This window comes from Finegoldia magna, assembly GCF_002243175.1.
GTDB lineage: Bacteria > Bacillota > Clostridia > Tissierellales > Peptoniphilaceae > Finegoldia > Finegoldia magna_J.
This window is the reverse complement of the sequence record NZ_NDYF01000016.1, coordinates 140,767-153,446: the sequence shown is the minus strand read 5'-3', so window position 1 is coordinate 153,446 and position 12,680 is coordinate 140,767. Positions and strand designations below refer to the sequence as shown.

Below are 12,680 nucleotides of genomic sequence, written 5' to 3'. Positions count from 1 at the left end.
GGAGATTATGTCAGACGATAGAGATTACAAAGGTTTTGAAAATGACGACAGCGAATACACTAATGACGGGAATTATTTTAGCGAAAAGGAAAATGTAAGAGGCGGATTTAGAGAAGATAAGGAAAGTTATTCCGACAGGAATAGCAATTATTTCGAAGATTCACAAGAAGATAATTATTCTAATATGAATGAAGAACACGATCATTACGAAAAAGCAGACGACAGTTTTTTCTTTGAAGGACAAGACGACGAAGAAGAATACATCGAAGACTACACTCAAAGGGAAAGTTCTGGTTATGCTGGTTTCTGCCAAAAGATTTTCTCTATGTTACATGGACTTATTGAAAAATTCAATAAAAAGGGTGCGTTTGTAATATTGTTCTTGTTGTATGGAGTGTTCACATATATTGCATCAATCGTGCAATACAAGCTTCACCCAGAACAAGCACAACAATTGGAACAAGTAACAAAAACTGGATTGAGTTTGACAGCTTTCAGTATAATAACTGCTGTTGTATCAATGTTTTTCTACTATGCAGTGTGTAGAATTATATTCCATTTCACAAAAAAAGATATGTCACCAGTTCCAAATCCTGTAGAAAGAGATGCAAGACTTGGAGTGTATGTAGCTTGTGAAGCGTTGATTAATATTTTATTGATGGCACTTCCAACAACGTTCATTCCATCAATCGTCGGCATGATAATTGGAGTTATCCTTTACTCATCAGTATTCTACGACAGAATTTCTGATGAAAGAATGCTTGCCGTTGGTGTGAAATCAGCGATAGTAAGTATTGTCGCAGGACTTGTGTTTGGACTTATCATTGGAATCGCAGCAATAGCAATCGCAGTAGCTGTTATGAAATAGAAAATTTGTAGACTGATCACTTGGCTAGGCTGGGTGGTCAGTTTTTGTTTTTAAATATGTAGGTCGATGTTATATAATAATATATAAATGAAAACCAAAGGGGAAAATAAATGAACTTAACTGATATTATAAATAAAATTGATTATATAGATTATACGAAAAACAACGACGATGAGATTACAAATGTGACGAATGACTCCAGAAAAATCGAAAAAGGTGGGGTGTTCGTGGCGATTTCTGGGATGGAATTTGATGGACACCGATTTATCGACAAGGCGATTGAAAACGGAGCAAACACTATTGTAGTTACAAAAGATGTAACACAAAATGACGGCATCAACTACATCAAAGTCGACGATGCAAGGGTTGCTCTCGCACAAATCTCAAATGTGGTGTGTGATTTTCCATCGAAGAAGCTTCGCGTGATAGGAGTAACTGGGACAAATGGCAAAACGACGACATCTTCTATGATTAGTCATATCTTGGAGAATTTGGACTCACCATGCACAAACATTGGCACGAACGGAACTTTTATCGCTGGAGAAAAATACGAAACGCCAAACACGACTCCAGAAATCTCAGAAATCGACAAGATTTTGAAGCTTTCGGTGGACAAAAAAATCGACAACGCTGTTGTGGAATGTTCCAGCCACGGATTGTATTTGCACAGACTAGAAGGGATTGATTTCGATGTGGCTGTGTTTAACAATTTATCGATGGAACACATGGATTTTCACAAAAACATGGAGAATTATTTCGATGCTAAGATGATTTTGTTCGAAAACGCCAAGAAAAAAATCGCAAACGTAGATGATGAATACGGAAGGAAAGCGAAGGCACGATTTGAAGACGCATACACATTCTCACTTGAAAATGAATCCGATTTTAGGGCAGAAAATATCGAATTGATTGATGGCAAGATGCATTTTGAAATCAAAAACGTGAAATTCGTACTGAACAGATTTGCGCTGTTTGATGTTTACAATGCGGTGGCTGCGATTGCTGCGGTGAATTTATTGGGATACGAATTGGAAGATATTGCCAAAGCTTTGGAAAGTTTTACAGGCGTTGAGGCGCGATTTGAATTCGTAAAGAATGATATGGGAATAAATATTGTGATTGATTTTGCACACACTCCAAAAGCGTTCGAAAATATTTACAAATCTGTGCCAAACGACAAACGAAAAATCGCAGTTTATGGAATGAGTGGCGACAGAACGAGCGAAATCAGACACGAAGTTGGCAAGATTTCTGCGGAAAACAACGTGTTCTCGGTGGTTACGACTGATGATCCGAAATTTGACACATACGAAAACATTGCAGATGACATCATAAGCGGAATTGAGGAAGAAAACGGTGAGTCCATCAGAATCAAAGACAGAAAATCTGCCATTAAACATGCGATAGAAATGGCAAATGAGGGAGATTTTGTTCTACTTTTGGGAAAAGGACAAGAAAACTTCATCAAACTCAAAGGAAATGAAAAGACACCTTATTCTGAAAAGGAAACAGTCAACGAAGTGTTGGATGAATTGAAGGATAAATAAAGAAGTAAAGATACGAACATATCTTCAATAAAAGCAAAAATAGACACCGAATTGTCGTAGACAGTTTCAAAAATTGCTAAGCAGAAAACCAATTTGCACGAATATCTAGACTACGAAAATAAATAAACTCTAAGCTTGTGAACCTAAAATTGTGAACTCGTGCTACGCACTCAAACAGCACAATTTTTTAACGGTTCACTTCGCTTGATTTTATGATTATTTTCTCCGTATGATATTCTTAGCAAAACTGGTTTTTTGCTTTTTTCATTGCAACAAGAACGCAGGACATTTACGCTTGACAAGGAGATATGAAGCAGAAAACCAATTTGCGCGAATATCTAAACTACGAAAATAAATAAACTCTAAGCTTGTGAATCTAAAATCGCAAACTCGCTAACGCTCAGACAGTGCGATTTCTTAACGATTCACTTCGCTTGAATTTAAAACAATTTTTTCCGTATGATATTCTAACCGTATCGGTTTGTCTATTTTACTTCAAACAAAAACCTGTTTTCATTTCCCCAAATCATCCATGTGAGAGAGGGAAGGGAGGTCATTTATAGAGAAAATCTATAAATAACGATTATCATTTTGATATATTGGCGATTAAATGATATTATTTGTTACGAGGTGATTAGATGGTTGATTTAAAGAAGGAATTACCAGAAGTTTTTAACGATTTTGCAGAAAGTCGTCAAAATGCTTTTTTGAAGGTAAAAGAAATAAAGGATAAGGATATTCCTGTTATAGGAATTTTTTGTACGTTTTTTCCACAAGAGTTAGCTGTTGCAGCTGGTGCTACTTGTGTTAGTTTGTGTGCTACAAGTGACGAAACTATTCAAGATGCTGAGAGGGATTTGCCTAAAAACTTATGCCCACTTATCAAATCTTCTTATGGTTTTGCGTTGACTGACAAGTGTCCGTTCTTCTATTTTTCTGATTTGGTTGTCGGAGAGACTACTTGCGATGGCAAGAAGAAGATGTACGAATATTTGGGAGAATTCAAGCCAGTTCACGTGATGGAACTTCCAAACAAGAACACTGAGCAAGGTCTTATTTTGTGGAAAGAAGAAATCAGAAAGATGATTAAGACTATCGAAGATTTATTCGGCGTTGAAATCACTGAAGAAAAATTGAGACATGGAATTGAAGTGAAAAACGCTGAGAGATCAGCTGTAAAGGACTTCTATTCTATAATGAAGGCTGATGATTTGCCAATCACAGGTGGAGAATTGTGGCATGTTTTAAATGGTGTGCAATTTGATTTCGATAAGGAACAAATTCCACAAATGCTTGAAGAATTAAAAGCTAGGGTTATGTCTGAACACAAGCACATCAATGGCAAGCCAAGAATTTTGATTACTGGCTGTCCTATTGGTGGTGCTACTGAAAAAGTTATCGAAGCTGTTGAAAACAACGGTGCAGTTGTGGTTAGCTACGAAAACTGTGGCGGCGCTAAGGCTATTGATGAAAATGTAGATGTAGACAATCCAGATATGATTGATGCGATTGCTAGAAAATACATGAACATCGGTTGCGCTTGTGTGAGTCCAAACGAAAACAGACTTAAATTGTTGGACAAATTAATCGACGAATACAAGGTTGACGGAGTTATCGACATGCATTTACAAGCTTGTACTCCTTACCAAGTTGAAGGTTTGTCAATTAAGAGATTCTGCAACGATAAGAAGAATGTTCCATACATCGCTGTAGAAACTGATTATTCAAAATCAGATATCGGACAATTAAATACAAGAATTGGAGCTTTTATTGAAATGTTATAACATTTTTTGAAAAATGTGATATAATAGTTTCAGCAAAGTCCATACGGGTATTACCTGGGAAATAATCGTCATTGTTTTGAAGTGACGGTTATTTTTTTGTTGGAAATTTTGAAATGTTGTAATAATCTATCTAGCTAGGTGTGATACAATATAGTAAGTATAAATTTTGCACATAGGAGAGGAAAAACTTGGCAAAGCAAAAATCACTTAAATTAAACGCGATGCTTAATTTAATCAAAGTTGGGCTGAGCGTTGTGTACCCGTTGATAACTTTTCCTTACGCTACGAGAATTTTGCAAGTAGCAAACATGGGAAAGGTCAGTTACGGGGATTCAATTATTAAAATATTCATGCTGATTGCATCGCTTGGAATTACCAATTACGCAGTCAGAGAGGGTTCCAAATACAGAGAAAATAGAACAAAACTCAATCAATTTTCGAGGGAAGTTTTCTCCATCAACTTGTTGTCTACGTTGATTTCTTACATTTGTTTGGCTGTATTCTGTGTAGTTTCTGTGAAAATGCACGACTATGCAACGCTTGTTTTCATTCAAAGTTTGAGCATAATCTTCGCCACGCTTGGAGTTGAATGGGTCAACGCAATCCACGAGGATTATTTGTACATTACAATCAGAAGTATCATAATTCAAACTATTGGTGTAATTTTATTATTTTTCGTAGTAAAAACCAAAGACGATTACTTAAAATACGCTGGACTTACGGTTTTCGTAAATGGTTTGGTGTGTGTTTCAAATATGTTACATGTAAGAAGATATGTAAGCTTGAAACCAACTCTCAAACTAAATCTGAAAAGACACTTGAAGCCTATCATGCTTTTCTTTTCAAACAGCATCGCAGTTTTGGTGTATGTCAGCGCAGACATGACAATGCTTGGCTGGATTTCTGGAGATTTTTACACAGGACTATATGCAGTAAGCGTAAAGGTATATTCCGTTGTAAAGCAAATGCTAGGTGCGATTTACATGGTTACAATTCCAAGGCTTTCCAAGGCAGCGACATTAGATGATAAAACAGAATTCAGACATTTGTTAACAGAAATCTCAAGTTTTTTGCTATTATTAATGATACCAATGTGCATGGGACTTGGAGTATTATCTAAAAACATCGTATACATTCTCTCTGGGGAAAAATTTATTGCGGCGACACTTTCGTTGCAAATTCTAGCAGTGTCAGTATTTTTCGCAATAACTGGTGGTGTAATCACAACGTGTATGAACGTTCCATTGGGGAAAGAAGCGTTGAACTTGAAAGCGACGACGATATCAGCGTTCGTAAATGTAGGGTTAAATCTAGTTTTTATACCACTTTGGCAACAAAATGGTGCAGCAATGACTACGGCGCTCTCCGAATTAGTAGTAGTTCTTGTGTGCTTATTTGAATTCAAAGAAGCAAAATTCTACTTTGAAATGGACAAATTATTCTACACAGCGAAATTCGCAGTCGCAGGTGCGTTGTGGATACTTTTGACAAAAATTGTAATCACAAAATTTATCACGAATTACACACTTAACTTATTGGCTGTATTCTTCATCAGCGTCATCGGCTACACATTGATATTGTTCTTCGGCAAAAATGAAGTATTTATCGAAACATTGAAGAAAACACCACTCAAAAAATTAGTGAAATAAATTATGAGAGCATCACGTGATGCTCTTTTTTGATTGTGACAAAGTCGCAGGACATTTACACTTTACAGGGACACGCAAAAATAGACACGGATACGAACGAAAAAACCACAAAAACTCGTAAATCGCTCATCTGTCTACCAAAATTGTCGTAGGCAGTTTCAAAATTTACGAATCAGAAAACCAGTTTGCACGAACATCTAGACTACGAAAATAAATAAACTCTAAGCTTGTGAACCTAAAATTGTGAACTCGTGCTACGCACTCAAACAGCACAATTTTTTAACGGTTCACTTCGCTTGAATTTATGATTATTTTCTCCGTATGATATTCTTAGCAAAACTGATAATCTGATTTATTCATTGCAACAAAACGCAGGACATTTACACTTTACAGGGACATACAAAAATAGACACCGATACGAACGAAAAAAACCACAAAAACTCGTAACTCGATCTTTTGTCTGAACAATGTAACAAAATGAGATTATAATGACAAAGTTTGTGTTGAATTTGAAAATTGAATTTTATATAATAAAAAAAGAATAACAATGAATCAAGAGTGTAAATTGAGTACATAAAAAACTTATGTTAGGAGGCACAATGAATATAGCTATCTGTGATGATGATCTTAAACATATAAATTTAATAGAAGATATGATATATGATTTATCTCAAAAATTAGATAATTTTAAACCTGATATAGATGCTTATTTAAGTGGTGAAGAACTACTTAGATTGATAGATGTGAAAGATTTTCCATCTATTTTATTTATAGATGTTGAAATGCCAGGACTTAATGGAATTCAAACGGCTAGAGAACTCAGAAAGCTCTCCGAACAAGTTTTGATAATTTATGTTACAAGTTACGAAACTTATACCTTGGAATCTTTTGAAGTTAGACCTTTTCGATATTTGTTAAAGCCTATTGATACGAAAAAGTTTGCCAGAGCTTTTTATGATGCTATTGAATACATAAATAATTCCAATAGTTATGTATTTTTTAAAAAAGGCAAGGATCACATTCAAATAGATAGTTCGTCTATAATATCTATATTCTCGGAATCGGGGAGAAAATTAAGGGTGAAAACTAACAATGAATTAGATGACGAAGTATTTTATGGAAAAATCAAGAATATAGAAAAAGAACTCAATCCTTTAAGTTTTGTTAAAATAAACAGCGGAACCATTATCAACTTAAAAAGAGTCAAGATTTTAAACGCTCATGAGGTAATAATGATAGATGGTTCAATATTACCAATTAGTAAAAACAGAAAGAAAAGTGTCATTGATTTGTATTCTAGTTTTATTTCTAAAGAGGTCGGAATATGAGTATCACAGCTATTAAAGTTCTGGTTACATTTTTAGTTATCGTGCTTTTGCAAACGACAATTTCTTATGTTTTTTTTAATGAATATTTTATCAATATAAGGAAAAACAGTATTCTTTTCTTCAGCTTTTTTATTATCATACTTCTGGATAAATTTATGGGAAATTCTACTTTTCTTAAATTGTCGTTTTTAACTGTCGCAAATCTGGCTATCTCATTTATGTTTTTTGATGGGACAGCTTACAAGAAAGTATTTTATGTCATCAGTTTTATCTGTAATTTCACTTTATACGAAGTTGTTGGACTAAGCTTTTCGTATTCAAGCATATACAAGGATTTTTTTGGCATAGATTTTTCTTTTTATTACATAATTTTGTATTTAGCTTTTTTGATATTGTTTTATGTGTACATAAAATTCATAAAAGATGGCAGTTACGAAAATTTTGACTTAGACAATACTGAATATTTGATTCTTACTATTGTATTTCTTTGTAACCTTGTAATGCTCATGGTACTAGGAGATTATTCTTATAAAATAAGTATTGTTTTAATATTCGTTGCGATTCTTTCGGATTTTTGTTATGTTTTTTTTCACAGGAAAATCAAAGAAAAGAATTTGATTCTGTCTAAATATCAAGTTGTAGATGAACAAAACAAAATCCTAAAAAGAGAGATAGAAAATGAAGCGAATTTTAGGAGATTAAAACATGATTTAAAAAACACTTTGCTTCAGGTTGATATGAATATCAAAAGTGGTGACACTAATCTTGCAATAGCTCAAATTGAAAATATAGTCGGACAAAAACTGGACAATCCAACTTATCTTAGTGGATTGACAGAGATTGACTATCTATTAAGCATGAAAATTCAAAAAATGGAACAACTAAATATAAAACATAAAATATCACTTCAAATCCCAAAGGACTTAAATATCAAGGAAATCTCGATAGATTTGTCTGCAATAATAGGAAATTTAATTGACAATGCTATTGAGGCGGTTGAACGACTTGGAGATGTCGACTCTCCGATTATAATAAAACTGATATATCGAGATGAAAAAATATATGTGTATACTGAAAATCCTTCTGAAAAACTTGAGGAAGATTTCTCGAAAGACTTTATAAAGTCTTCAAAATCGGATAGATTTGGAGTTGGGATAAAAAGTATAAAGTTGCGTTTAGAAAAATTAAAAGGATTTTATAATTTTAAATATGAAGATGGCTCTTTTAAGGTTTTGATTATTGTACCTTGTAAACTGCAAAAACCAAAATCTTCATAAAAAATCGAAGAATTAAACGAGTATTGAAAATTAGATTAAAAACTAATTTTTGATGCTCGTTTTTTAATACAACTTTTTAGGCTATTTAATACATTTTGAAAATCCAATTAAAAATCCATTGTATAATCAATTTGAAAGTAGAGGTGAGGTGTATGGAGATAAAAAAACGCAGAAATTATGATTTTAGTTTTTTAAATGTAAATGAGAGAAATCCCTTAGTAATAGCGATGTCATTGGTAGTCATAAATTTGTTATCACTGTTAACGCTTATAATTCTTTTATCGTTCGTAAAAGTATCTAATCCGTTTTTAATGTTGACAGTACCAACTGTGATTTCATTTATTATACTTCCAAAATTATTATTAAAATTTCTCAATATTGAAGATAATCTGGATGTATTCAGGTATTTAAAAACTTCTAGTGTAATTTTTATATCTTTTATAGCCGTCTATCTTTTAATATTTAGATCGAAACTTGATATGACATTTGTGGGTTTTTGGATAGTACATTATCTAATTGTTGCCACAGGCGAGGAGTACATATACAGGCATCTTTTAATTAGTCTGTTATCTAAAAAAATGAGTATCATTATTTCTTGTATTATATCAAGTATTGTTTTCGCATTTATCATTCATAATAACGAAGATTTTGTAACAAACTTAGTAATCAGACTACCTTTGGCGCTTGGATTATCGGGAATTTATGTCAAAACAAAAAGTTTAAGTTTACCTATTGTCATACACGCAATCTACAATTTATTAGTAATGATTGTTTAGGAGGATTTATGAAAAAAAATATTGTAGTTTTAGTAATATCTTTAGTAGCGTTGAGCTTTTTGGCTGTAAAGGTATCAACTACTGTAAATTCATTAAATGTTGTGACGTTTTTAGTTTTTGGAGCTATTTTACCTGCGTTGGTTTCATCAATAATGGGCTGTTCACTTATAAATATTTTAAAAATTCAAAAAGATAAAATAAGAATGATAGGGTCTGGAATTTTTGCCCTTGTATATTCAGTTTGTTATTTTATTTTTATAAAATTGATCAATTTGGATTTTACAGCTATAGCTAGAAATTCTCAGAGTTTATCTAACAATTCTTCAATACAAATTAACTCTGTAAGCAGTCAGTCGGTACTTATAACAGGTTTGATTAATTTCTTCTTGGTATTTTCTTTAATAGTAATATTTTTAAAAATAAAAGAAAAAGCAGGTGAAAGATATTTATAAAAATCCTAATGTTAAAACAGAAAAATTTAACGGAGCAAATCTTCTGATTAATACAGCAAATTCAGCTGTATTAGGGCTTGATGATAAAACTTATGAAGAATATCTGGAAATTTTACAAGATAAAAATGTCAATGAAGATTTGTATGAGTTTTTAGTAGAAAATGAATCCATTAAAAAAGTTAATGAGTTTACAAAAGGTGTCAATGCTAAAAATGCTTACATACACATAACATAGATGAATTAAGCGCGAAGTATTCAAAAAATAAAGATAAATTTCTGGAAAAGATTAAGGATGTTTTTGAATCAATGGATTTAATACATACTTATGGAATAGAATCAAAAATTCTAAAACAATTTGATACGTCTTTGGAAGAATTAGAAAGGTCATTATACTTGTTCAACACTAGCTTAGGACTTTATTCACAGATAATTGGTCTAGGCAACTACATCATAATAGCCATCTCATTTTCTCTTGGAGGATATTTTGTAATAAATGGGAAATTAACAGTAGGTGGCCTTATTGCGATAACACAAATCATAAATATCATGATGGGTCCAATAGGAGAATCTACAACAGAATTCAAACTTAAAGGATACTTTGTCAGGTGGCGAAAGGAAGAAAATTGGACTTGCAAGAGCGATTCTTAACGATACAGATGTAATTCTATTAGATGAATTGAACTCGTCTCTTGATTCTACTAGTTCGAAAATTTTAGAGGATAGGATTTTTGATTTGGAAGACAAAACAATCGTCATGGTTACTCATAAGATTAATTATCATAATTTAGTTAAAGCAGATGAAATAATCTGTATGGATGATGGAGAGATTGTAGAAAACGGAAACTTGGAAGAATTATTGGAAAAGAAGGGTTATTTTTATAGGAATTTTGGAGAATTATATGGAAAATATTTTAGAGATTAATAATTTAAGTAAGTCTTACAAAGATGTGTTGATTTTGGATGATGTGAATTTTACTCTTAAACCTAAAGAGATTGTGGGTTTAGTAGGAGCAAATGGAGCAGGAAAAACAACTTTGATGAAGACGATATTGGGATTTATTTTTAAAGATAGTGGCGAGATAAAATTTTTAAACGATCAATCTTATAGCAATAAACATGAATTAATGAGTAAGATAGGATTTTTAGTCGACACAAGACTTTATGAGAATTTAACAGCAGAGGAAAATATTCAAATTCAAATTCTTTACAGAAATTTGAAAAACGAAAAAGAAACCTGGGATAGAGCCAACTATTTATTGGAACTTGTGGGGCTAAAAGGTGTCAAGAAAAAGGTGTCTGATTATTCGTTTGGGATGAAACAAAGACTAAGTCTAACTTTGGCGCTACTTGGAGATGTGAAGTTACTTATATTAGATGAGCCCTTTGTGGGACTTGATCCGAATGGTATAAATGGAGTTAAGAAATTTATTAAGGAGATTGTTGAAAAAGAAGAGATTGCACTTCTGATTTCTTCGCATCAAATGAAGGAAATAGACGAATTGTGTGATAGGTTTTTATTCTTAGAAAACAAAAAAATAAGAAATCACAACTTAAACAAAGAAAAAATGTATGTAATAGAAATTTCAAACAAAACACCAAACTTAGAAATAAACGACAAGAACATTGTCTTAAAAGACAACAAAATACTTGTAAGTGATAAAAATCAACTAAACAAAACCTTTAAGTTATTGGCGGATAAAAATATTGAGATAAAGGACATTTTAATTGAATCGGATTCTATAAACAAGTTATTTGATGGGGTGGAAAATGAAAAAAATAGTTAAAGCAGAATTATTGAAGCTGAAAAAGAGTAAGGCTTTCTTGTTGATTTTATTATTGAATCTTGTTTCGATATTGTATGGAGCTGGTGTTAAATTTGGATGGAGTTTTGTGGCTTTTAAAGGTCAATTTGACATATGCAGATACGTATTTTCAATATGGCAATTGTACTTCATATTGGGAGTTCCAATGATAATTTTGATGTATTCTGGATCGAAAATATTAGGAGATGAAATTCAAAAAGGTCAAATCATTCTGGAAGTAGCTCCTGTAGCAGACAGAAAAAAACTTATCTGCGGGAAATTTATATCTATGATTTGCATGACTCTTTTTTATTTCATCACGAATATAGCATTCAATGTTTTAGCTTATTTAATTTTTGTGAAGGGGACAAATTATGCTGTAAGTGGCAATTTGTTTACTAAAGATAACTTCGACATTTTAGTTCAGATATTGTTTGGGTTTTTAGAAGTTTATTTTATGGTAATCTCGGCGATGTTAGTTTCCATCGATAAAGGAGCGATAGTCGGAACATTAAGTTCGATGGGATTATATGTTGTTACATCGCTATTAACCAGAGCGAAAACAATAGATAAGTTTATCATAGGATATTTTAATTTAAAATCAGATAATGTCATAAACCCAGAAACTATAATGATTCAATTAGTCGTATTCGCAGTATGTATAAGTTTAATAATTTATGTTTCTGTTCGAAAATTTAGACAGAAAGATTTATAGTAAATAATTAACAACACAGCAATCCATTGCATTAAATTTTATTTAAAGATTTATGCGATGGATTTTTTCATGAGTGATGTTGTTTTTTTGATCGGAGCAGGGGTGTGTAGTAAGAGGTGACTTCAGAAAACAAAAGCAGAAAACTAATCTTTACAAGAAATTTGATATTACAAAACAAAAAACATCGTAAAGGAGCGAATCATTCGAAAAAAATTGTTTTAAATTCAATCGAAGAAATCCGTCCAAAATTTGACCGCGTAAGCGAAGCGTGCTTCAAATTTTAGGATTTCGAGATTAGAATTTATCAATTTTTGTAGACAGATGAGCGATTTACGAGTTTTTGTGGTTTTATTCGTTCGTAGTCTAGATATTCGTGCAAACTGGTTTTCTGCTTTCTTTTTTTATGAAACTACCTACTACAATCAATCCCTCATTTCACGCATAAACTCCCTAAACTACTACTAGAAAATTTTCACAATGAT

General features: G+C 32.4%; 14 protein-coding genes. 13 read left to right on the top strand and 1 reads right to left on the bottom strand.

Annotated elements, in window-relative coordinates; genetic code table 11:
- Positions 1-7: 7 nt before the first annotated feature.
- From B9N53_RS07970 to B9N53_RS07945, 6 genes are all read left to right on the top strand, one after another.
- Complete coding sequence (locus B9N53_RS07970; RefSeq protein ID WP_094204464.1) at positions 8-868, top strand: beta-carotene 15,15'-monooxygenase; 861 nt, start codon at positions 8-10, stop codon at positions 866-868.
- Positions 869-978: 110 nt separating this feature from the next.
- Positions 979-2,415 (top strand): UDP-N-acetylmuramoyl-L-alanyl-D-glutamate--2,6-diaminopimelate ligase, encoded by a 1,437-nt coding sequence (locus tag B9N53_RS07965; RefSeq protein WP_094204463.1) that lies wholly within the window; start codon positions 979-981, stop codon positions 2,413-2,415.
- Between the two features lie 638 nt (positions 2,416-3,053).
- On the top strand, positions 3,054-4,199 hold the full coding sequence (locus tag B9N53_RS07960) for a double-cubane-cluster-containing anaerobic reductase (RefSeq protein WP_094204462.1): 1,146 nt from the start codon (positions 3,054-3,056) through the stop codon (positions 4,197-4,199).
- Between the two features lie 188 nt (positions 4,200-4,387).
- A complete protein-coding gene (locus tag B9N53_RS07955) occupies positions 4,388-5,848 on the top strand; it encodes a flippase (RefSeq protein ID WP_094204461.1) in 1,461 nt (486 codons plus the stop codon).
- A 599-nt stretch (positions 5,849-6,447) separates the two neighbouring features.
- The gene (locus tag B9N53_RS07950; RefSeq protein WP_035109425.1) at positions 6,448-7,176 is read left to right on the top strand and encodes a LytR/AlgR family response regulator transcription factor; all 729 of its coding nucleotides are present in this window, start codon (positions 6,448-6,450) and stop codon (positions 7,174-7,176) included.
- Between the two features lie 155 nt (positions 7,177-7,331).
- Positions 7,332-8,453 carry a GHKL domain-containing protein gene (locus B9N53_RS07945; RefSeq protein WP_158520796.1) on the top strand — a complete coding sequence of 374 codons (1,122 nt, stop codon included), beginning with the start codon at positions 7,332-7,334 and terminating at the stop codon, positions 8,451-8,453.
- Between the two features lie 175 nt (positions 8,454-8,628).
- On the opposite strand, the gene B9N53_RS09445 is transcribed toward B9N53_RS07945, so the two are convergent.
- Positions 8,629-8,829 carry a hypothetical protein gene (locus B9N53_RS09445; protein WP_158520795.1) on the bottom strand — a complete coding sequence of 67 codons (201 nt, stop codon included), beginning with the start codon at positions 8,827-8,829 and terminating at the stop codon, positions 8,629-8,631.
- Here B9N53_RS09445 and B9N53_RS09615 point away from each other — a divergent pair.
- The 7 genes from B9N53_RS09615 to B9N53_RS07910 are packed head-to-tail and all read left to right on the top strand — an operon-like array spanning position 8,765 to position 12,198.
- Positions 8,765-9,229, top strand: coding sequence for a type II CAAX prenyl endopeptidase Rce1 family protein (locus tag B9N53_RS09615; RefSeq protein ID WP_420485236.1), 465 nt, complete (start codon positions 8,765-8,767; stop codon positions 9,227-9,229). The genes B9N53_RS09445 and B9N53_RS09615 overlap by 65 nt on opposite strands.
- Before the next feature lie 8 nt (positions 9,230-9,237).
- On the top strand, positions 9,238-9,681 hold the full coding sequence (locus B9N53_RS07935; protein ID WP_094204458.1) for a hypothetical protein: 444 nt from the start codon (positions 9,238-9,240) through the stop codon (positions 9,679-9,681).
- Positions 9,665-9,916, top strand: a complete 252-nt coding sequence (locus tag B9N53_RS07930) for a hypothetical protein (RefSeq protein ID WP_094204457.1) — start codon at positions 9,665-9,667, stop codon at positions 9,914-9,916. Before B9N53_RS07935 ends, B9N53_RS07930 begins: the two co-directional genes overlap by 17 nt.
- Positions 9,913-10,329, top strand: a complete 417-nt coding sequence (locus tag B9N53_RS07925) for an ABC transporter transmembrane domain-containing protein (protein ID WP_094204456.1) — start codon at positions 9,913-9,915, stop codon at positions 10,327-10,329. Before B9N53_RS07930 ends, B9N53_RS07925 begins: the two co-directional genes overlap by 4 nt.
- Entirely contained in the window at positions 10,280-10,603 is a 324-nt protein-coding gene (locus tag B9N53_RS07920; protein WP_094204455.1) for a hypothetical protein, read from the top strand. The genes B9N53_RS07925 and B9N53_RS07920 overlap by 50 nt, the downstream gene beginning before the upstream one ends.
- Positions 10,581-11,465, top strand: a complete 885-nt coding sequence (locus B9N53_RS07915; RefSeq protein ID WP_094204454.1) for an ABC transporter ATP-binding protein — start codon at positions 10,581-10,583, stop codon at positions 11,463-11,465. Before B9N53_RS07920 ends, B9N53_RS07915 begins: the two co-directional genes overlap by 23 nt.
- A complete protein-coding gene (locus B9N53_RS07910) occupies positions 11,449-12,198 on the top strand; it encodes an ABC transporter permease (RefSeq protein WP_158520793.1) in 750 nt (249 codons plus the stop codon). Before B9N53_RS07915 ends, B9N53_RS07910 begins: the two co-directional genes overlap by 17 nt.
- The last annotated feature ends 482 nt before the right edge of the window (positions 12,199-12,680 follow it).